Annotated in this window: 20 protein-coding genes and 1 pseudogene; 7 read left to right on the top strand and 14 right to left on the bottom strand. The window is 57.7% G+C overall.

Annotation, left to right across the window (positions count from 1 at the left end; translation table 11 throughout):
* A partial coding sequence (locus DWX39_RS06390; RefSeq protein ID WP_233512207.1) for a hypothetical protein occupies positions 1–477 on the top strand: 477 nt, incomplete at its 5' end.
* A gap of 450 nt (positions 478–927) precedes the next feature.
* Here the strand turns inward: DWX39_RS06390 and DWX39_RS06385 are convergent.
* The 5 genes from DWX39_RS06385 to DWX39_RS06370 all read right to left on the bottom strand — a co-directional run bounded on the left by DWX39_RS06385 (position 928) and on the right by DWX39_RS06370 (position 3809).
* The gene (locus DWX39_RS06385) at positions 928–1167 is read right to left on the bottom strand and encodes a hypothetical protein (RefSeq protein ID WP_022093933.1); all 240 of its coding nucleotides are present in this window, start codon (positions 1165–1167) and stop codon (positions 928–930) included.
* A gap of 155 nt (positions 1168–1322) precedes the next feature.
* Complete coding sequence (locus DWX39_RS06380) at positions 1323–1586, bottom strand: hypothetical protein (RefSeq protein ID WP_117716127.1); 264 nt, start codon at positions 1584–1586, stop codon at positions 1323–1325.
* A 29-nt stretch (positions 1587–1615) separates the two neighbouring features.
* Positions 1616–1777 (bottom strand): hypothetical protein, encoded by a 162-nt coding sequence (locus DWX39_RS11005; protein ID WP_158561630.1) that lies wholly within the window; start codon positions 1775–1777, stop codon positions 1616–1618.
* A gap of 362 nt (positions 1778–2139) precedes the next feature.
* Positions 2140–3558, bottom strand: coding sequence for a hypothetical protein (locus DWX39_RS06375; protein WP_117758887.1), 1419 nt, complete (start codon positions 3556–3558; stop codon positions 2140–2142).
* Positions 3559–3560: 2 nt separating this feature from the next.
* Positions 3561–3809: a hypothetical protein gene (locus DWX39_RS06370; RefSeq protein ID WP_117716125.1), complete on the bottom strand. Its 249-nt coding sequence runs from the start codon at positions 3807–3809 to the stop codon at positions 3561–3563.
* A gap of 246 nt (positions 3810–4055) precedes the next feature.
* Between DWX39_RS06370 and DWX39_RS06365 the strand changes: the two genes are divergently transcribed.
* Both DWX39_RS06365 and DWX39_RS06360 read left to right on the top strand, forming a co-directional pair.
* Complete coding sequence (locus DWX39_RS06365) at positions 4056–5009, top strand: DUF6273 domain-containing protein (protein ID WP_117758886.1); 954 nt, start codon at positions 4056–4058, stop codon at positions 5007–5009.
* Positions 5010–5836: 827 nt separating this feature from the next.
* Positions 5837–7324 carry a site-specific integrase gene (locus tag DWX39_RS06360; RefSeq protein ID WP_117758885.1) on the top strand — a complete coding sequence of 496 codons (1488 nt, stop codon included), beginning with the start codon at positions 5837–5839 and terminating at the stop codon, positions 7322–7324.
* Positions 7325–7419: 95 nt separating this feature from the next.
* Here DWX39_RS06360 and DWX39_RS06355 read toward each other — a convergent pair whose 3' ends face one another.
* The 4 genes from DWX39_RS06355 to DWX39_RS06340 all read right to left on the bottom strand — a co-directional run bounded on the left by DWX39_RS06355 (position 7420) and on the right by DWX39_RS06340 (position 10876).
* Complete coding sequence (locus DWX39_RS06355) at positions 7420–7854, bottom strand: DNA-binding transcriptional regulator (protein ID WP_117758884.1); 435 nt, start codon at positions 7852–7854, stop codon at positions 7420–7422.
* Position 7855: 1 nt separating this feature from the next.
* Positions 7856–8914 (bottom strand): hypothetical protein, encoded by a 1059-nt coding sequence (locus DWX39_RS06350; protein ID WP_117758883.1) that lies wholly within the window; start codon positions 8912–8914, stop codon positions 7856–7858.
* Positions 8915–8990: 76 nt separating this feature from the next.
* Positions 8991–9644 carry a hypothetical protein gene (locus DWX39_RS06345; RefSeq protein WP_117758882.1) on the bottom strand — a complete coding sequence of 218 codons (654 nt, stop codon included), beginning with the start codon at positions 9642–9644 and terminating at the stop codon, positions 8991–8993.
* Between the two features lie 404 nt (positions 9645–10048).
* Entirely contained in the window at positions 10049–10876 is an 828-nt protein-coding gene (locus DWX39_RS06340; RefSeq protein ID WP_117758881.1) for a hypothetical protein, read from the bottom strand.
* A gap of 85 nt (positions 10877–10961) precedes the next feature.
* Here DWX39_RS06340 and DWX39_RS11355 point away from each other — a divergent pair, with 85 nt between their 5' ends.
* Positions 10962–11594 carry a zinc-ribbon domain-containing protein gene (locus DWX39_RS11355; protein WP_117758880.1) on the top strand — a complete coding sequence of 211 codons (633 nt, stop codon included), beginning with the start codon at positions 10962–10964 and terminating at the stop codon, positions 11592–11594.
* A 32-nt stretch (positions 11595–11626) separates the two neighbouring features.
* On the opposite strand, the gene dcm is transcribed toward DWX39_RS11355, so the two are convergent.
* From dcm to DWX39_RS06320, 3 genes are all read right to left on the bottom strand, one after another.
* On the bottom strand, positions 11627–12889 hold the full coding sequence (gene dcm, locus DWX39_RS06330; protein ID WP_117758879.1) for a DNA (cytosine-5-)-methyltransferase: 1263 nt from the start codon (positions 12887–12889) through the stop codon (positions 11627–11629).
* Between the two features lie 199 nt (positions 12890–13088).
* Positions 13089–14549 carry a MutH/Sau3AI family endonuclease gene (locus DWX39_RS06325; RefSeq protein ID WP_117758878.1) on the bottom strand — a complete coding sequence of 487 codons (1461 nt, stop codon included), beginning with the start codon at positions 14547–14549 and terminating at the stop codon, positions 13089–13091.
* 313 nt (positions 14550–14862) lie between these two features.
* Positions 14863–15165, bottom strand: coding sequence for a hypothetical protein (locus DWX39_RS06320; RefSeq protein WP_117758877.1), 303 nt, complete (start codon positions 15163–15165; stop codon positions 14863–14865).
* A 731-nt stretch (positions 15166–15896) separates the two neighbouring features.
* On the opposite strand from DWX39_RS06320, the gene DWX39_RS06315 reads away from it, so the two are divergent.
* A complete protein-coding gene (locus tag DWX39_RS06315; RefSeq protein ID WP_117758876.1) occupies positions 15897–16727 on the top strand; it encodes a PBECR4 domain-containing protein in 831 nt (276 codons plus the stop codon).
* 423 nt (positions 16728–17150) lie between these two features.
* On the opposite strand, the gene DWX39_RS06310 is transcribed toward DWX39_RS06315, so the two are convergent.
* A complete protein-coding gene (locus DWX39_RS06310; protein ID WP_199411453.1) occupies positions 17151–17381 on the bottom strand; it encodes a hypothetical protein in 231 nt (76 codons plus the stop codon).
* Positions 17371–17679: a BrnT family toxin gene (locus tag DWX39_RS06305; RefSeq protein ID WP_117758891.1), complete on the bottom strand. Its 309-nt coding sequence runs from the start codon at positions 17677–17679 to the stop codon at positions 17371–17373. Before DWX39_RS06305 ends, DWX39_RS06310 begins: the two co-directional genes overlap by 11 nt.
* 277 nt (positions 17680–17956) lie before the next feature.
* On the opposite strand from DWX39_RS06305, the pseudogene DWX39_RS11350 reads away from it, so the two are divergent.
* Positions 17957–18454 (top strand): annotated as a pseudogene (locus DWX39_RS11350) (DNA cytosine methyltransferase); the annotation flags it as partial.
* Between the two features lie 339 nt (positions 18455–18793).
* Entirely contained in the window at positions 18794–19621 is an 828-nt protein-coding gene (locus DWX39_RS11230) for a DNA cytosine methyltransferase (RefSeq protein WP_233512206.1), read from the top strand.
* The last annotated feature ends 156 nt before the right edge of the window (positions 19622–19777 follow it).

The raw sequence follows: 19777 nt of genomic DNA, 5'->3' as shown, positions 1-19777 counted from the left end.
AGACGCTCAAGCAGGAATACCTCGATACATACGAGCGAGGTGAATGACATGATAGGCAAGAGCTATGCAAAGATAGCGATTGTTGGCTCTGTACTTTGTCTTGCAATGGTTCTATGTGCATCATTTGCGAGGTATAGGTCCGAGCAATCGTTTATCGATGGCGCTGAGAACGGTTTTGGCATAGACGGGATGTATGTCAACGATGGCGCGACCAGGCCGTCTATGGCGATTCTTGCAGGCGAAGACATGGAATGGCAAATCTGTAATGGCGATGGCTCTTGTCTGAGTGGTCGTTTGGCCGCAACGAGCGATCCGAATTCGTTCGATCTTCTCGACGATGATGGAGCGGATTGCGGTTCTGTTCACCTTTCATATGCATCGCGAGACGGGATGGACGGCATTCTCTACGTCTCCCACGAAACTGGCGATTTCAAGATGCGCAGGACTAACCGGGTGCCGGCTTTTATCGAGGAGTGAGAGTTCCCGGCGGCCTGCCGATCAGGCCGCCGGGCTATCGAGCCCCGCATTCATCCGTACACGCACGGATGAATGCGGGAAGTGTCCGGATAAAGTTGATAATCAAGGAAACAAAGCCGTTCTGCCTGGGACGGCTTTGGCCTGGACTTTAACTACAACATCGCAATCGACACTTATCAGCTCGCGCAACGCGCATGGCCAAATCTCGGACGCTGGTGCATGGAGGACCTTCGAGATTTACTGGACATCCAAAACGACGACGCACACCGCGTGCTCGCCGACAGCGAAGACGAGATGGCTGTCTACAATGCGATCAGAAACGGTGTGAAGTCCGGAGAGCTTTCTGTGGAACCGCCGCGCCGTCGCGCGAGCCGACCGGGCAACCCGGGCAATCTGGTCCCGGCTCTCCCGGTCGTATTCCTACGATATCGCCCCTAGATCACCAATGTGTCAGATAAAGAATGAGGCAATGGCTATGATCACGCCTACGGCAGATGCAACGACTGCGCCTTTTTTCCTCTCCTTTAGTCCGACGAATAGGGTTGCCGTAAAGTAAAGGGCGGAAATGCAGGCTATGGCAAGCGAAACGAGTTCCTTGGGCGGTTTCAGCAAGAGGTCGCTAGCAAAGAGTAATGCAAGCAGGGCAAAGCCGATTGTGGTCAAGTATCTCGATTGATTTTGCGACAACATGGCAACTTCCTTTCAGAACATGCAAGTGAAAAGTCGGTACGATGTCATTGCGGTTGCAAAAAAGCCGCCGCTAGGACCGGTTGTCACGAGACCGGCGATAACTTCAGCGGTGCCAGCAAGCTAGAGATCGCGCAGGCAAGCCTCCTCCTTCGTGTTCAGCGTGACCTTGTGAGGGACGGTGCGGTTATTTGCAGATCCGTGAGAATCGCACCACGCCTTGGAATATGAATCCGTGCAGCGCCCGCGCTCAAAAAAAGGGATATATCGTACTTTTCGTCGTAGTTGTCTCCGACGTAGATCTCGCTGCTCTCGGCGGGAGATCCCTCGTCGGCATGGGCTGCCGCAACGGGCACAAATGGTGTCATGACAAGGGAGAGGCAAAGAGCTGCTGAGACGATGGAGGGCAGGCATTTCTTCATGGCTGGCTCCTTAATCTGGCCTTTGATAGTTACTTGATGTCGCCTCCTTCCGCTTTATATCCGTTGTATTTGGCGTATTTCTTTAATAAGGCAAGAGGTTCTTCCTCTCCTTCGGATAAGCCGATGATGTTTCCTTGATCATCCAGTATGAATACGGACGGAATATGCTCAAGTTCATATTCGTCATACACGGTATTATCTTAATCTATGTATATGGGAAAGTCTCCTTCATGGACCGAGGCTTCGTTTTGAAACGGGATACCGCTTCGATTCGTTCCGGACGCGGATGTGGACGTAACTGGTCTCGGTGCCAAGTGCGATTTCAGTGACGTATATGACTAAACGGGAATGTTTGAGCAGTGCCGGAGTCTTCATCTGGATTGTTCCGACTGAAACGTCAGCCCGAATACACTGCATGGCAACTCCAACAAGAATGCCCCCGGCGTAATCCTTCCCAAGGCACGGCAATAGCCAAGTTCAAGTGAACGCATAAAGGTGGCTCCCGATGGTTCGGAAGCCACCTTCACAATTTAACCGATGGAAAAATCGATTGCTAATTCAATTTGACCCAGATGGCTGGGCGAACTCCGAGAGTCGAATCCTGCGTGCTGCCGAGGTCGCCGCAGGAGATGCCACCTTCTTCGTCAATGTAACTAGTCAAGGGTTGACCGGCGTAGTAGGCCCCATATGAATCGTCTTCGCATTTCTCTATATCGGAAGCCCACCATGCCTCGGGGACGTCCGTGCCGGCTAGAGTCGCGTACATATTATCCTCGCTAAGGTAATCGCTCCAGGAGTCTAGAATCGTTACGTCGCCTGCTAAAATCCCGCGCTCGGCATCGTTGAAGGCGTATTCTATGAAGGGTCCGTTCAGATACCTATACAGCGAGCTTGACTTGAAGTCCCATACGTCTCCATTCTCGTTGAATTCCATCTCATCGATGCAATGCTCGGTCATGAGGAGAGCCCTGTCGCCCTCCTTGTGGAGGACTATCCATTCAATCGGTTGGCCCTCGATATCCTTTCCTGTATAAGCCGAGAGCTCGCCCGAATATGTTCCCAGTTCGACGGTCTGCTCAATCGCGACGCTTTCGATTTTCTCCTGCTCCGCCTTCATGTCCGCCCTTGCTTCGAGCATGGACGGCAGGGGCGAGATGGCGACCATGACGGCAAGCAGGACGATGCCCGCGACAGCCGCGACGGCTATTTTCTTCCTCCTTTTGGAGAGGTTCGCAATCTTCGCGCCGGCCTCTCTTGCCTTCTCGCCCGAGTCCCCGTATCCCTGCTCGGCCAGCCTCTCGAGGCTTTCCTTTGCGGCCTCAGCTTCCTTCCTGTTGCCCTTCTCGAGTATCGCGACGCTCGTCTTGTAGACCCTGTCCCTTCTGGATTCATCCAGGAACGCGGCATCTTCCAGATCCGCCAGTTTCTCGCGCACGGCGCCGCAGTTCCAGCAGGTTCCGCGCTTGAGGTTCACCGCCCCGCAGCCGCACTGCCACCATCCCTCGTGCTCGGAATGGACACCCGAGCATTTGCAGGCATCGGCGCCCATCTCGGAGAGCAGGACATCGCGTTCCGACTCCTCGATTCCGTTGAGCGCGAGTGGCGCGGGGTTATCGATGTCGACCGGGTCGTCGAAGGACGTCTCGCAGTCCGCTCGGGTCACAACGGCACGCGAGCCGGTGATAACAGACAGCTTGATTCTCACCGCCTTGGGCCTGAGCACCTCGCCGGCGGGCAGGTCGGCATCTAGGAGCGAGAAGTCGACGTTCTCCGTCTCCCCTCCCTCGCCCTCGAGCCCGACCGTGAACTCTATGCGGCTGATGGGTTTCGTCGATACGTTGACGATCTTTGTCTGGAGGAAGCAAGCTCCCGTCTCGGTGTCCCTGGAGACCTGGACGGCCAGTACCCTGACGGGGCAGAGTTCCTGCCAGGAGGGGTTGGCGTCGCGGTAGACGATCTTGTACTTTGACATGTCTACACCTCGGGCAGGGCGTCTTCATCCGTTTTTGCGCTGGGCGCCGGCGCAGCTCGGTCTGGCAGTGCGCAGACGATCAGGCCGACCATGAGCGCCGTGCCGAAAAGGCCGATGAACCAGAGGATTCCCGCGTCATTGGTGTAATGCCCCTTGGCCCTGGCAATCTTAACGAGCTCCGCCACGCCGCAGATGTTGGCGGCGATCGCCAGGAGAGGCAGGAAGAAGATTATCAGCTCCATAGTTCTCATTTTCGGTCCTTTCTTCTCGGCCGCCAGCTTCGACACCGGCGGTCATCCGTCACTTCCGATAACACCAATTCTACTGTCCTCACCTGCGAATTTGTTGAGCAACAAATTCGATTGAGTGAGCGGTTGATTGCGCCGCGAAGGCGTTTAGTTAATTACGTTTGCCGCTGCGGCAAGACCGATGCAGAAATCTGAAATAGCCCTACGCTCGGCGATGTATCTACAAACCCTGAGCGAAGGGAGCCGCAAATGCATGCAGCGGCAATTAACCTTCGGGGGGGGGTATCTCCTAGGAGAACCCGCCTCCAAGGCCAATCTATCATCGAGTACGTCCTGATCATCGCCATCATCGGCCTGGTGATCGTGTTCGCGGGACCCGGCGTGGCGGGGGCCATCCGCAACCAGTTCAACCTGGTCGGCAACACGGTGAGCAATGGGACGACCGGCGGGGTCGAGGGCGGCGCAACCGGCGGCGGCTCTGCGGGAGCCGATTCCGCGACCGTCCAGGCGGCTGTCGCCAAGGACGCGAAGGACTGGACGCTCGACGAGCAGGAGGCCGTGGCCGAGGACATCGCCGCCAAGGGCGAGGCGTCGCCGGCGTACGCAAAGGCGAAGGCCGCGATGGACGCGGGGACGAAGTTCTCGATGAAGTTGACGAACGGCAAGACGCTCGAGTATCGCATCATCGGTATCAACCACGATGACCTCGGGGACGGCTCCGGTAAGGCTGGGCTCACGTTCGAGGTAACCAACACTGCCATGGACGAGCAGCGAATGAACGCCACGAGCACCAATGCCGGCGGCTGGGAGAAATCGGAGATCCGCGGCCGCCTCAATTCCGGTGACCTCTGGTCGCTCCTACCGATCGAACTCCAGTCCAAGGCGAAGGCCGTCACGAAGATGACCGATAACAAGGGTGGTGGCAGTGCCAGCGCCCCATCGGCCACGACCGATAAAGTCTTCCTGCTCTCGATGACCGAGATCTACGGAGACCGCCAGACCGACGGTACCCAGTACGAGTACTACAAATCCAAGGGCGTGACGTACTCGAACCATTCAGGGGTGTCGTCGAGCTTTTATCACTGGACGCGCTCCGTGGATCCGAGCGGCTCCGCGTACTTCCGCTGTATCTATAGCAACGGTAACTATAACGACTACGGCGCGACGTACTCGTATTGCATATGCCTCGCCTGGTGTTTTTAACCTGTCTTCTAGCTTGTCTTCTAGTTTGTCTAGTGAAAGGCCCGTGCAATCCTGCGCGGGCCTTTCTTTTGGCGATTACTTGAACAATTTGAGGTTCATGGTACAAAGGTAGTCGGTTCGAGGAAAAAGGGGTCGTACTGCGCCTCTCAGAGCGCCTGCCGCACTTCACCTCTATTACCTCTGCGGCGCCCTCGTATAGGGCCCATCCCGCTTGCCGTTTCGTTGCAACCGCTCACTTGTCCACCGGTCAAGTGAACTACTGGAATAAATACAGCGACACGCTTGTCCGTTACAGTCGCTATATCTGTGTAAATCGCCGCGATAAATACAGCCCGTACTCGGCTGTATACCAGCTACGCGTATGTAGATTCATATCGCGTTAATAAATCGGCTCAAGCGCGTGCAAAACGCGCAAGTAGCCGCAAAAGGCGATTATCGCGTAGGTAGATTTTTGGCACCCTGTTGCTTACTGAAAATTAAGCAATTGCTTAAAACAAAAAAGGTCAGGCACTAAGTGCCTGACCTGCAAACTTCTGGTCGGGACGACTGGATTCGAACCAGCGACCCCTTGACCCCCAGACCCCTATTTTCGGCTCTACCTGTGGTTTTTTTATTATAGCACGCGCAAATAGCGCATGTAAGCTGTTTCCGCATATGTAAATTATCGCAGGTAAACACAGGTTTCTACATCTCGTTATAATTCGACTTACAAACTCATAGCGCAGTCGGTGATTCTCTGGTGACTCCGGAGGCTCCGGAATCACCGACTTTTGAGTTTCCGCAGGTAGATATTCCTATCTGGAATCACGAAGTGTTTTGGGAGCAAAATGGGTAGCGAAAAAGAGAGCAATAAGACTTTACGCATATGTGGAAGCGGGTCGGTCAGGAAGAACAAGGGGAGGTGGCAGGCCGTCGTTAGCCTCATCGACGAGGAGACGGGGGGACGCACGCAGAGGACGAGGAACACGGGCATCGCATGCCTCAGCGATAGCACCCGCGGCAAGAAGGCCGCTCTGGATGCCTTGGCGGAGTTCAGGGACGAGATCGCGGCGGAGCTCGCCGAGGCCGAGGGCTTGAGGGTCGCAGCCGAGGAGCGGCAGGCGCAGCTCGAGGCGGACGAGTACGCGCTTCTCCCCTTGGGGGTCGCGCTCGAGAAATTCATCGACTTCTGCCTGCAGATGAACCGAATCACCCCGACCACGCGCGATGACTACCATTTCAGCGCCCTGCACATCGAGCGCGACGAGCTGGGGGCGATTCCCGTGAACGAGGTCACGACCGACGACATCAACGCATGGTCTGCGCGGAGGATCGCGCTCGGTTGCGCCCCCGATACGCTCAACAAGGCGTTTAAATTGGGAAAGCGCCTCTATACGGTGCTTGTCAAGAGAAGCAACGACACCATTGGCAAGAACCCGTTCGACGGTGCCTTGGCCCCGCGCATCATCGGACGGCCGCGCAACGCGCTCAGGTCGGACCTCGTGCCGAAACTCAACTCCATCTGCTCCATGATGCCCGACTCGCGCTTCAAGCGGGCGGTCGTGCTCGCCCTGCACACCGGCATGCGCATCGGCGAGGTCTGCGGGCTTCGGTGGTGCGACGTGGATTTCGAGGCGGGGCTGATCTCGGTCAGGCACTCGGTGGCGTATGCGAAGGGGATGGGCTCGTTCATCAAGGACACCAAGACCCATGATTGCAGGGCCATCCCCATCGACCCGGTGGGTCTTCTCCCCTTCTTGAAGGAGATTCACGGCATAGACCTCGATAAGCTGCGCTCGCGCGGTCTGGCGGGCTCGACCGAAATCGGGGACTGCTATATCCTGTCTGAGCCGGGCGCGTCCTTCGCGACGACCAGCTACGTGCGCCGCGCGTTCAAGACGTTCTCGGAGACCAACGGACTCATGGGCACCAACGACGAGCTGATTACGTTCCATGGCCTTCGCCATACGTTCGCAACGCAGTGGATCCGCCAGGGCGGCGATATCAAGGCGCTCCAATCAATCCTAGGGCACAAGGACGCCATGGTGACGCTCAACGTCTACGCCGACATCGAGCCGATCTCCAAAATCCATAACATGCTGCGCGTCTCGCCATGCCTTTGGCGCGGCTACCTCGGGCTTCGGGTCGATCCGGGTCCCATGTTCCAACAGCGCATCCAGGAGGCCGTCGAGACGCTCCAGGCGTTCGGGTACGGCATCACTGAGCCGGACGACCGCAATATCGTCATCCGCGACGTGAAGACAATCAGCCGGCTCTACCCCACCGAGTACGCGGCGGTGCTGGGAGCCATCCCTGCCGAGGCCACAGTGATTTGATGAGGGCGCCGGCGGCGGCACTGCCGCGGGCAGGTATCTAGCGGAGGGGCAGCGCTGCCGAATGGCAGGGAAACCCCTCCGTTTTCAGTTTGGAATCAGCTGTCGGAATCGGGCGATGCGTCTGCACTGTCGGCATAGCGGAACTCGACTTGGACGCCCATGCGCTCCAGCTCGCGGGCGATGGCGCGGGAGGTTGCATTTGCCTGACCGTAGGGGCCTGCGTCCCGCCCGCACTCGTCATAGGCGGCTTGATCCCTAAAGTAGGTTATCGGCACAACAATCGGGCTTTCGGCAAATACCTCGGCGTGCTTCTCGATTACGGAGCGGGCGTATGCCACCTGCTGAGCCTGGATATCGGCGGCACGGTCGAGGTATTCCCATGCGGCATCGGAGATGCGGTATCTCGTCTGGCGAGGGTTCTCCCAGTTCTTGATTGTTTTCACGTTGGCGTTGAGGGCATCCGCCACGTCCTGCTGGGTGAGTCCCAGCATTTCGCGGCGGGCCCTGAAATCGGCTTTTCCCCTCGCCATCCTATTCGCCTGCCTCGGTCGAGTTCAGATGGACGGTCTCGGTAACCTCCCCCGCGCCCTGGTTGACGGGAATTGGCGGAATCCACTTGACCACCAGCTCGTCACCAAACTTGCCGTCCTTGCGGCCCTTGCGCTTTCCAGTCCAGAAGCTCTGCCAATGGGCTCGGCGAACGTGAGGCGCCACGGTGCGCTCTCCTGTCCTCTGATGCGGAGTGTATCTGACTCGGCGTGCCGCGCCGATGGCGCTGCCAATCTTGGCTCCGAGCATACGGACGGTCTCGGTGTTCGTGCGCCTGCCGGCTTTCTGCCCCCTTGGGGTTTTCGGCGGCGTGTAGACAATCTCCGCGCCGTTCTCGGCAGAAAGTACGAAAAGTAGAAGGTTGAGCGAGGCCGTGGCGCAATAGCGCAGGCATGCCAGCTCCTCGGGGTCGGAGAGTCTGTTTCTGGACATCGCCCCTCCCGTCAGCTCGTCGAGCACATCGTCGATGTCGGCGATGTGCGCCAGGCACGTCTCGAGCGTAGCACCGTCCTCGATTACCAAGGACATGCGCGACCGCGCTCCATCGTCCATGAGGTAGACGAACGTCATGCCGAGTTCTCCCATGAGGTCGCGGTCCAAGTAGGCGAAAAAGCCATCTGCCCAGCGCTTGGTGGTCTGGCAGCTCACCGGCACATGTGCATCGACATAGATAATCGGATACGGCATGCGATGAAGCAGCTCTACCGGCAGGTCTCCGTCTAGTTCCTGCTCGACCAGCGTGTCGGACACTGTGCGGTCAATCTTGTAGACCTGCCTGCATGCGTGCCACCTCGCAATCCATGGGAGGTCATCGGACATGACCCATCGACCGTCAACGGTCGATGCCGTGTCGGTCAGGTCAATCGGCATCCCTGTCCTTGCGGAGCATGCGTCGAGCATATCGAGTGCCATCTCTAGACAGTTCCTATCGCCTGAGTTCATCTGGGGATACGGGGCGACCAGTTTGGGCAGATGGGGGTAGAGACCGGTCAGGCGGTCGTATTCCTTCGATGCGCGGGAAAGCGGATAACGTTTTGCCATGGGCTAGTCCTTTCTCAGTGTCGGGCGCGGTCCGTTTTTTGCGGTCGCGCCCGTTGCAAAATGTTCTAGCTGAGCGTTAGCACTCGGCGGCGAAGAGCTTGTAGATAATCTGGTCGAACTCGTCGTCACTCTGCCAGTCCTGCCACCACTCGCTGCGTCCGGCTTCGAGTACCTCCTTGAGCCCATCGGCGGTCTTTATGCCGTAATCGAAGAAGGCTGCGGGGAGCCAGAGGTTGGAGCCGTTGTCGGTGTACGCGCTGAAATCGCCCCACGCGGAATGCTCGAAGCGGTAGAGCCGGTAGCATTTGCCGTCGAATTCGACATCATCGACCCACTTGCACTCGCCGGTGATGTAGCTCGGGAGCTGGCAATTGCAATGGTCGGCCTTGTCAGCGAACTCGCGTAGCTCGGGCATGCGGTCGAGCGGGTCCACAATCTCGATGGTGTCCTCGCCGATAACATCCCCATCCTCATCAAGCAAGGTCTCACAGACCTCAAAGACGTTGCGAACGATGCCCCGCTCGCAGACCTCGACCTTGCCCGTGTCGCGCACGTCCGCGGCATACTCGCGGACGGTACGCAGCGCCTCGACACGCCCAGCGCCCTCGTACCAGGTGTCAGAGTCACAAAGTGGATTCACGTCGGTGTCCTTGCCGTTACCCTCGTAGATTGTCTCGCGACTGCTGACGGTGTACATCTTCTCGTCGGCGGTTTGATTGATTTCAGCCATTATTCTCCCCTAGTTCGGTTTGCGGGTCAGACCCGCGTGTTGTTGCTAATAAGTATACCCCCAAAGGGGGTACATTGCAAGGGGAAGTTCGAGCTTCGGTGGACTTTATCCTGCTGTAATTGCTGGGTGAATCCGTAGTTTCCGAGGCGATCTATCAGGGAGAATGAGAAGAATAGGGAAAACAAAAATAAGAAAAAGAAGAAGGATGAAGAGAACTTTTGAAATCTTGGTCTAACAGAGCCAATCAACTTGTCATTATTCTTGTCCTCGACCGAGTAACCCCCGAAGCCTTACCATCGTCTCTCTAACCTTGGAGAGACGTTTAGAGAGACGGTCTGTCCTCCCCACCCGCCGGCCCCAAAATAAAGCGGACCCCCGCCGGGACCCGCTTCATCGAAAGTTATTTAGAACGGGATTTCCTCCTCATGTTCACCCTCAAGGTTATTTTCCTTGTTTTCTTCGAGCGCCGACTCAGCCGCCCGCGCCATATCGTCCAAACATTCCTCCGGCTCGGGTAGGCGAGATAAATCGATGACGCACCTGAGTCTCTCGCAAGTCTCGATGATGTGCTCTTTGGAATACCTCGCAGTATCGATCTCGCCCTCGTAGGGATCCATGTAGCCGTGGAGCCAGACAACCAAATCACGGTTCTCGGCTTCATTCTCGCCGAAATCGATGAGTTCATCAACGGACATGTCGGCACGGTCCCGCGAATCATCCTTTCCCGCAAGTTCCCAGCCGAGCTGCAGGGCGCACTTCTCGTGCAGGCTGAGGTCGTCCATCCCAATCTCCTTGAGATTAAGCGGGTTCGACCACTTGCGATACGGTAGGGCATCGTACTGGAGAGCAACGTTGATGTATCCGAGTGGCTCGAAGATCTCGCGGAGGTCGCAGTACTGGAAGAGAACATCGCAATCGATGTCGGGGTCGCTCATGATCGCCGCCGCGAGCAGGTTCGCGTCCTCGGCGGTACCGATTTCATTGAGTGGGAGCCACTCGAAAGGCGCAAAGCGACCGAGGTATTTCCATCCGCAGAGGCGCAGGGATTTCGGTTCGACCCCTTCGCGTTCCGCCTCGCGTGCGAGTTCGTCAGCGAGCTGTGCGGGTGCCAGCGGAAGGCGAATCTCGGCACCGACGCTCGGGTCTTTGCGATAGGTCTCGAAGGACGCGCCTTCGAGGGCGGTGACCCAGATGACAATTGCGGATTGGTCGGTCTTCTCGTTCTGCTCCATTTGGCTTAACCTCTTCCTTGGAAGTTCCGTTCGGTAAAAGTCTATCGCTGTCGCATCTGGTCGTCTAGATCTCGGGGAGAGAAAGATGGGAAAAATAAGCCAAGGTGAGTTCCTCGGGCGGCTGCGCGACCGCAACTCGCACTACGCCGCCAGCGAGTTCGAGGTTGTCGGCGAATACGCCGGTATCGGTACTCCCCTCCCATGTCGCTGCCTTGTGTGCGGCAACGTATGGGACGGCAACCCCGACTCGATGCTGCGCCGGAACGCGCGATGCCCCAAATGCGGCCGGGCAGCTGCGGGCAAGTCATCGGGGAAATCGAGGATGTTGACGCATGAGGCATTTGCCGAGCGGGCGGCGGCCTGCTGCCCTGATATCGAAATCACAGGCAGGTATGCGGGAGCCAACACGAGGCTGACCGTCCGTTGCCGCAGGTGCGGCTATGAATGGGATGCCTTTCCGGCTACCGTGTTGCGGTCCTGTTCGTGTCCATGCTGTACGAATAGGGTGGCGGTGACGGGCATCAACGACTTGGCGACCACGCATCCCCAAATCGCGGCGGAATGGAATCACGAGCGCAATGGGGAACTGGAACCCACCGATGTCGTTGCGGGTTCATCCAAAAGGGTCTGGTGGCGATGTCACGAGGGCCATGAGTGGCAGGCGATCATTTATCGGAGGAAGGCGGGCAGCGGCAACTGCCCCGTATGCGGAAAGTAAAAGGGAGGGTCCAAGCCCTCCCCTTTTGGTATCTATAGGCCGTAGACCTCGACCATGGCCTTGCCGATGCGGTGCGGGATGCCCGTAACGAGGGCGTTGCCCATGCAGAAGGCGCGGTGGCCGTCGGTCATGCCGGTGTCGGTCCAGCCCTTGGGGAACCCCTGTAGCTGGTCGAGCTCGTCCGGCACCAGGCGGCGGAAGCGGCCGTCGGAGCACTCTATGACGTGCTTGAAGCGGCTCGCGCCGGTGCCGCCCTCGCCGGTGAGGATCGTGCGGCTCGGCTTCTCGGTGGAATCGGGGAAGCTCATGGCACCCTCGGAGTAGGTGTAGGTGAAGCCCGTCTTCTTGTTGGTGCGCTCCTCGCGCTTGGCTCCCTTGAGATAGCGCCAGTCGGGCAGCTTCTCCTCGGCGATGTAGAACTGCTCGGGTACGTCCGATTCGTCCACCAGCACGTCACCCAGCACGCGGCGCTCGCCGCGGTAGTCCTCGGCGAAGTCGCAGGTGAGGACATGGCATCCCTGCATCACGCCGGCGTTCTTGAACTGCGAGACCTTCTGGCCGACGCCGAAGCGTGTCGAGTTCTCGTAGGGGTCGGGCAGGACATCGAGTTCGGCCATCTCGTCGGGGTAGACGGCGGGGAACGCTTTGGCCATGACGCCGCATTGCATGCGACCGGCCATGTCGGTATCGACGGCATCCTTCTCGCAGAAGATGTAGACGCGCTTTCGGCGCTGCGGGAAGCCGTACTCGGCGGAGTTGACCACGCGCCACTCGACCGTGTAGCCGAGGTCGGCGAGGCAGCTCAGGATGATGGCGAAGTCGCGCCCGCGCTGGGATGCGGGGGACTTGAGCAGGCGGTCGACGTTCTCGAATAGGCCGAAGCGGGGCTTCTTCATCTCGAGGAAGTGGTAGATGTCCCACCACAGGACGCCCTTCTTGCCCTCGATGCCGTGGGCTTGGTTGAGGGGACGAGCCACGGAGTAGTCCTGGCACGGAAAGCCGCCGACGACCATATCGACGTCGGGAATCTTGGTCTCCCCCGCCTCGGCCTTCTCCAAAACTCTGTTGATGTCCTCGTTCACCACGGAGCCCTCGCCAAAGCGCTCGGCGTAGCAGCGGGCGGCGAACTGGCGGGACTCGGTTCCAGGTGGCTCCCACTGATTCGCCCAGATGGTGGTAAAGGGACCGGCGGGCTTCATGTAGAACCCGGGATGGTACGGGTCCGCGTAGCCTTCTAGGCCCAGACGGAACCCGCCGACGCCCGCGAAGAGCTCGGCAATCTTGATCTCAGACACGTTTCTCCAATCGCTGCTGTGTCCATTCTTGCGTGATTGATGATAATCGATCTCGCGGACAAGGTAAAGATCGGAAGTGAAATTTGCGTCGGCTGGCGGGTTGCCTTAACTTTCCAACTTTCCACTTAACTTAACACTTGAGCTGGAAAGCTGGAAAGTTGGGTGGAAAGCTGGAAAGATGGGTGGGGAAGCTGAAAAGTTAGATAGAAGGCTCGCGACCGAATTGCTCGGCCAACTCCTTTCCTTTAATCCAGACGTTCTGGCGGTACATGTGAACTCTGTTAACCGTCAGGGGCTTATCGTTCGCGTCGGTGCCGGTTCCTCGGACGAACAGGACGCCGTCGCGGCTCTTCGGCCAGTTGGGCGCCGTCATGGGTATCCCCGTCTTGGGCGTCACGCGCGGCGTACCGTCCTTTTTCAGGACGGGCGCATCTACTAGACCATCGCGGAATATGAGGCCGCGCATGCCGTCCCAGAGCGCCCTGGCGGCATCGAGGTATGTCCCGAGCCAAAGGGTGTTGAATCCAATGAAACGGCACTGATGCAGCGGACAGTTGCGGTATCGTTCCTCGAGAACGGCCACGACCATGGTGGAGTCGATGAAGGGAACCGCGAACGAGGAATCCTCAAACTCCACCGATGGGTCGCACAGCTCATCGAAGTCGATTGAGGGGGTCAGTTTCATATCCTCAGTCCTGCCGCCTGTGGGTGTCAGCGTCATCGTCTTGAAGACGATTCCGGCCTTGGCGAAAAGCGGGACCTGCGAGATCTTGCCAGCATGACCTGTGAAGAGCCTGACTACTACCTGCTCGGCGAGGGACTTGTTTTCGCGGCCAGATTTCGTCTTAATCGGCAGGTTGAACGGTGCGGCGAGTTCTTCCAGCGTCTGACCGGCGCAGGCATCGGAGATACCGTGCAGGTGCGCCTTGAGTTCACTCATCGAGGACAGGCCGCCTTGGTCGGGAATCATGTGCAGGCCGTCATCTAGGCGCTCACGTGCCATCTGGGTGACGAGGGATGCCTTCAGGCGGAACCTCGGCCTGTTTGGCCACTTCGGCGAGGTGTCGAGGTAGAGCAGCTGGGGGTTGATGAGCGTAGAGAGGTTCGGCATCTCGGTATCGACATCGCCCTTGAGGGCGGTGCGGACGAACTCTCGCACGGTCGTCCAGTCCGCCTCCAGGCGGCATCGGTCTACCTCGCGCCACGTGTGGAGGTCGTAGCCCTTGAACTCGAAGCCCGCGTACTCGACTTTCACTCCCCTGCCGGGACGAACGTAGAGGTAGTAGACGACGAGCAGGCGCTCGGCCTTGTGCCAGAAGGCGGAGGTAGAGAAGCTCTCCGTTACGATGCCCTCAGGCGCCACGGCGGTGATGGACATGGGTTCCTTCGCGCACCAGCCGCCACGGGCGCCCTCTTTTAGACCCGTGGCTTTTACCTCCCATGGTTGCCCGTCGATGACGATATCGGGACGGCGATCGGAGTCTGCAGGATAGCCAAGCACCGACTGCTCGATGACTGCACCGATGCGTCCCTTGTTGCGGGATGCCGCCGATGCGGTGAGAACGCCGGCGGTATCGACCTCGGCCACGGTATGGCCGATGATGGCGCCGAAGCGCTTACGGATCTCCTGTTCAGTGAAGCTGTGGTTTCCCTTGGCCATGCTCTCCCCTTCTGTCTCCCTTACGACCAAGGATAGCGATCATTCTGGTTTATGGGAGGTATTGCGGGGCGCGGTCCGCTCGGCGGTACGGGCGGGGGCGATGTTATGGGATGGCTGAAGCTATTTCCCGCTGCCGGAAAGCAATCTTGAATAATAACAAGGCGCTTGGCTCGGCAGGGAGCCTTTGCGTGGCTCACCTGCCGTTTTGCTTGGGTGTGTAGGCTAGACGCTCGGTAGGTTTGTAGTTAGGTAGCTATGTAGGCGTGTAACTGTGTAGTTCGGTAGCCGTGAGGATGGGTAGTGCAGTAGCGGGCTACTTGCAGGGTCCCTGCGGGGCGCTTGCCGCGGGGGTGTCGTTGTCGGGGTCGTGGACAACATACCAGCTATCTTTGTAATGGCAGATGTCTCGACAGGTGCCGTCCCCCATCACCACGCGCCAAGACTCAGATTGATGTTTCGGACCGAGCGCCCACGAGCGGGGGCTGTAGGACTCGATGCGGTTAAATGGGTAAATCTTGCCGTCATACCATTTGATCCCCCAGGGAGCATATTCGCCGTCTGGGCGGCATTCGACCAAGGCGGTGACCAAGCGGATGGATTTCTCGCTCTCCCCCACGATGATACTCCCTTCAAATGGCTAGCGAACGCATGTTCTATTGTAGCGCAGGGAAAGCAACCGGGCCACCGTAGATGAATTGCCGCTGCGGTTCCCTTACACTCGACTGCTCGAATTGAAATATCCCTTCCAGCGCATCACGCGATTATTTCAATTCAGATGCACTAGGTGTTATCACTCCGAGTGCATGGACAACAAAGTGAGGTGCATAAGTTCGCACGTAATCAAATAGCTATGTAGCTGTGTAGGTAGGTAGCTATGCAGTTGGATGATTATGTAGCTCGGTGGGTATATGGCGATATAGGCTCATATCTTGGTAGTTCTCAAATGCGTCAAGGTATTTCGGGTTTGTGGATGCTATAATATTCTCGCTCTCGTAAGAGGGTTCAGCCCCGGCTGGTAAACCTGACGTTCGATACGGTGTGCGTGACGTATCTAGCGGGCATGGCCGCGATAGAATTTCCCATGAATAGGGGCACGACCCCAAGCGCTCCGATATCTTCGGAGAGAGTGAACTGGCAGGCAGGGAACCGGGATACAGGCTGTCCAGAAGGAGGGGCTTCGCGCCCTCCTTCTTTTTTGCCGTTTCGGTCTAAATCCAGGAAATACTACACGAATATTGCCAATGTGGATCATGGGCGATTCTGCATAGGCGACGGATGCCGCTGCGGCATGAAAGATGGGGTTCCAATTCACCGGGCCATCCTTGTCGAAAAGACAAGGAGGCCACCATGAAAGCGAACAAGAGGGATGTCCGGCGGGTTATCAATCTCGCACGGGGATATGACCGCAACCTGTGCGGCAAGGACTTCCTTATCTGCTACGGTTCGGGAGACGATGCCCGTATGCTCGAGGTGTCGTTTTCCAAGAAGCGCTTTAACCACCTCGTCGGGATCGATATCAACCGATGTAATGTCAAGCCGTGGGTGCTCTATAAGAAGGCACTTGCGGGTACGTTGACGCCCCACGATCTGGGAAGCTCGCTTTCGCAATACTTTCCGTCCAAAATCACGGCCGCTCGCATGATGAACGCGTTTATCAGCACGGCCACCCACGTCAGCGAGGTCAATCCCCTATCGACAAAAGTCAATGCGGATATATGGGTATCGGGCGATACGGCGCAGTTTGCCATAGGCTGCCTGAAGGTGGATGCCCAATACCACAGTTCGTCCTGCTTTGTGCCGAGCAGTTTGCAGCTCCTGAAGCCCGCCGAGGTTGACGAGAAGTCATGCGGTCAAAGGTTGCCGATTACGGCCATGCTCAGCAAAGATGCCTCGGCTAAACGCTACGATACCCTGCTATACGTCGATCGGGGTTTGCTCGAACAGAGCCGGACGAACCTCGGCTTCATTATCCGCAGTTTTGGAAACGCGGACGAACTGAAGAAGGCATACCCGTCCATCATGGATGAGGTCTTGGGGTTGAGTCCGAATGAGGGCATGAGCATCGATGAGCTTGCTGAAGACAAGACCGCACTTGCCAAGGAGCTCAATAAGCTCAATCGGCAGCGCGAACAGTTCAAGGGTGCGCCGCCCTCCCCTGCTGCTGGGAAGAGTAGGTAGCTATGCGTGTGGGCGAGTAGCTCGGTGGGCATGTGGCTGTGTAGCTATGTAGCTATGTAGTTCTGTAGGTACGTAGCTCGGTAACATAGCGGTCGGTGAAAGCTGGGTGAGTTGAGGCATCGATAATAAGGAGAAGAATAATAACAAGCCGCCTTGCTCTCGGGACGTCTGTTGGGACGTCCCGCTTGTTTTGCTAAGAGCTTAGTTAGGAGCTTTATGTGGGACGGCGTAGCTGTGTAGCTTTGTAGTCATGTAGCTCGGTAGTTGCGTAATTCGATAGGCGTATGGTGCAGTTGGATCCGTGGTCTGAGCGGATCTGCGATAGCAACGGGCACCGAAGAATGACATGAAAAAGGGCCGCGCTTGCAGCACGACCCTTAAGACCATTACTTTCTCACCTCGCACCACTCACTAACCAGTACGCTAGGAGAATGCAAGATGCTTTCCCTGTTCGCGACACTCGGTGAGAAACATGTTGATAATGACCTGGTACGGCACGCCCGTACGGGCGGCTTCCGCCTTGAAGTAGTCGATGTTCTCGCCGTCGATATTCATGGTGACGCGGCGGCGGACCTTGCCAATGTAGGGATTCGGAACGCTCTCGGAGAAGTCGACCTCAGCAGGCATCTCCATAATCTCGTCCTTACCATTCATTTCGATACCTCCAATACTGCCGTTCCTCTGTCCTCGTCGATTTTCTCGCCGAGATTATCCTGATGGTCGAGCCGCCGTGTCTCTCGCAGTGGCAGACCGTCAGCACCCGCGATTCCAAGTCCATCCCTATCAGGAAGAACCTCTCCTCGTAGTCTGAATGCCTGGCATCTGGCACAACGCGGGCGTATGGGTCCGAGAACGCATCGGCCGCCGATTCGAAGCTCACTCCGTGCTTCTTCACGTTGACGGCGGCTTTGCGCTCGTCCCACTCGAATTCTATGTATCCATTCTTAATCATACTGACATGATACATATTCGGTACATATAAGTCAAGATCTACTTTATCGGACGAAGTAGATATCGAGCTGCGGGCTTTCTATTTATTTGTGTAGCTCGGTAGGTATGTAGTTGTGTAGCTCGGTAGGTATGTAGCCGCATAGGGCGAAAACCTCACTTTGATATGGGTCGGTAGACGGCTATCTAGCTGGGAGATTGCCGCAGCGGCAAGACTCCTTCGGTTTTTTCGGGGTGCCGGAGACTGGGAACCGTTGTAGGTTCGCGGTCAGGAGGACCCCTTGGGCTTTCGCTATGTAAGCATCTTTTCCGGCGTCGAGGCGGCGACGCTCGCCTGGGAGCCGCTAGGCTGGGAGCCGGTGGCATTCTCGGAAATCGAGCCGTTCCCGTGCGCCGTGCTGGCCGAGAGATGGCCAGACATTCCCAATCTGGGAGACATCACAAAAATCGACTGGAAGGAAGAAATCGATGGAGCTATCGACCTTGTTGTTGGCGGATCCCCGTGTCAATCGTTCTCGGTGGCGGGTAAGCGCGAAGGCCTCAAAGGCGCGTCCGGCCTTATGTTCGAGTACATTCGATGCGTACAGGAACTTCGTCCTCGCTGGTTTCTATGGGAAAACGTCCCAGGAGCGCTCACGAGCGAAGATGGGGGGGCTTTCGGACAGCTGCTCAGGGAAATGGATGAACTCGGGTATAGTCTCGCATGGCGAGTTCTGGACGCGCAATTCTTCGGAGTGGCCCAGCGACGCCGCCGTCTGTTTCTTGTCGGACATCTTGGAGCCGAATCCCCCGCAGAGGTTCTCTTTGAGCCCGACTGCCTGTCAGGGAATCCTCAATCGAGCCGTGAAAAGAGGAAGGAGCTTGCCCGCCGAGCTGGACGCAGCGCTGCGTGCGCAGGCTTCAAGTACAGCGCTGCGCCCCGCGCCAACACAATAGGCTATGCGGAGGAACAGGCGAACACGCTCACGGCTGATTGGCACGCACCGGCAGTCTTGCCTCTGGGTGGCACCGGTCAACATTATATGGCGATGTCACAGTACGGCACGGAGGTCGCAGGATGCCTTACGGCCCGAGGCGATTCGTCACCGTGCGCTGATAGGGGCCAAAACATTGTCTGCATGACGGGCACGCAGGCACACTGCCATATCAGCGATGAAATCACGGGATGCCTTACCGCGCATATGGGCAAGGACGATGCCCCCGTTGTGGTGGACGGCACGAATATTCAGACATATGTCTGCGAGACCGCCCACTCGAGCAGCAACGGCTTGGGGGTCGGCATGTCCGATGTCTTCCCGACCCTCGATACCTCATCCGGTCCCGCCGTCTGGGCTCGCGAAAACAGCTCCCTGCCGCCATTCGGATTTGCGCAGAACGTGCGCAACGAGGTGCGCATCGTCGGCGACGGAACCCTCAGCGGGGCGCTTGCCGCCAGACCCGGCATGAAGCAGACCACTTTCGTATGCACGGGCGGCACCTATCCCATCAATGAGCAAGTCGCAACCCGTGACAAGAAGCTCGGGCGCGGAACGGGTCTTGGAATCGGTGCGGACGGCGACCCCGCCTTCACGCTGCTTGCGAACCATCCGCACATGGTCGCATCCGGCAGCGGGAGCGACCCTATCGCCATGGGCGACCTCAATGCGCATACGGCTATCTGCCGCAATGTCTGCCCGACTCTCAAATGCGGTGGCGATGGCGCGATGGTTGCCTCGGAGGTCGCTGATGAGTATGTTGGGGCTAATCCCATGCTCGTGCGTCGTCTCACCCCGCTCGAGTGCGAACGCCTCCAGGGTTTCCCCGATGGGCATACGCTTATCGGATGGAAGGGCAAGCCCGCCGAGGAATGTCCCGATGGGCCGCGCTACAAGGCCATCGGCAATTCCATGGCGGTTCCCGTCATGAGATGGATTGGCAGGCGTATCGCGGCGGTCGATGAGCATTAGGCATCTCAACGGAACTCAAGCTGAATTCAAAGAGCGCCTTCCGGGGCGCTCTTTTCTTGCCAACAGTCTGCGTGTGAACACGCAGTTCAGTAGGCGTGTAGTTATGTAGCTCGGTAGCTCTGTAGACGCATAGACGCATAGACGAGCTTGCCAAAC

Source organism: Collinsella sp. AF19-1LB, assembly GCF_003459655.1.
In the GTDB taxonomy this organism is placed as follows: Bacteria; Actinomycetota; Coriobacteriia; order Coriobacteriales; family Coriobacteriaceae; genus Collinsella.
The sequence above is the reverse complement of the archived record's forward strand: the minus strand, read 5'-3'. Positions and strand labels throughout refer to the sequence as shown.

What these genes read in the sequence shown, in the direction of transcription:
- DWX39_RS06325 (WP_117758878.1), bottom strand. Translation starts at nt 14,549, where the DNA reads ATGGCCAAGGGAAACCACAGCTTCACTGAACAGGAGATCCGTAAGCGC.
- DWX39_RS06345 (WP_117758882.1), bottom strand. Translation starts at nt 9,644, where the DNA reads ATGGCTGAAATCAATCAAACCGCCGACGAGAAGATGTACACCGTCAGC.
- DWX39_RS06385 (WP_022093933.1), bottom strand. Translation starts at nt 1,167, where the DNA reads ATGTTGTCGCAAAATCAATCGAGATACTTGACCACAATCGGCTTTGCC.
- DWX39_RS06360 (WP_117758885.1), top strand. Translation starts at nt 5,837, where the DNA reads ATGGGTAGCGAAAAAGAGAGCAATAAGACTTTACGCATATGTGGAAGC.
- DWX39_RS06380 (WP_117716127.1), bottom strand. Translation starts at nt 1,586, where the DNA reads ATGAAGAAATGCCTGCCCTCCATCGTCTCAGCAGCTCTTTGCCTCTCC.
- DWX39_RS06315 (WP_117758876.1), top strand. Translation starts at nt 15,897, where the DNA reads ATGAAAGCGAACAAGAGGGATGTCCGGCGGGTTATCAATCTCGCACGG.
- DWX39_RS11355 (WP_117758880.1), top strand. Translation starts at nt 10,962, where the DNA reads ATGGGAAAAATAAGCCAAGGTGAGTTCCTCGGGCGGCTGCGCGACCGC.
- DWX39_RS06340 (WP_117758881.1), bottom strand. Translation starts at nt 10,876, where the DNA reads ATGGAGCAGAACGAGAAGACCGACCAATCCGCAATTGTCATCTGGGTC.
- DWX39_RS06370 (WP_117716125.1), bottom strand. Translation starts at nt 3,809, where the DNA reads ATGAGAACTATGGAGCTGATAATCTTCTTCCTGCCTCTCCTGGCGATC.
- DWX39_RS06310 (WP_199411453.1), bottom strand. Translation starts at nt 17,381, where the DNA reads ATGAATGGTAAGGACGAGATTATGGAGATGCCTGCTGAGGTCGACTTC.
- DWX39_RS06365 (WP_117758886.1), top strand. Translation starts at nt 4,056, where the DNA reads ATGCATGCAGCGGCAATTAACCTTCGGGGGGGGGTATCTCCTAGGAGA.
- DWX39_RS11230 (WP_233512206.1), top strand. Translation starts at nt 18,794, where the DNA reads ATGACGGGCACGCAGGCACACTGCCATATCAGCGATGAAATCACGGGA.
- DWX39_RS06375 (WP_117758887.1), bottom strand. Translation starts at nt 3,558, where the DNA reads ATGTCAAAGTACAAGATCGTCTACCGCGACGCCAACCCCTCCTGGCAG.
- DWX39_RS06350 (WP_117758883.1), bottom strand. Translation starts at nt 8,914, where the DNA reads ATGGCAAAACGTTATCCGCTTTCCCGCGCATCGAAGGAATACGACCGC.
- DWX39_RS06355 (WP_117758884.1), bottom strand. Translation starts at nt 7,854, where the DNA reads ATGGCGAGGGGAAAAGCCGATTTCAGGGCCCGCCGCGAAATGCTGGGA.
- DWX39_RS06305 (WP_117758891.1), bottom strand. Translation starts at nt 17,679, where the DNA reads ATGATTAAGAATGGATACATAGAATTCGAGTGGGACGAGCGCAAAGCC.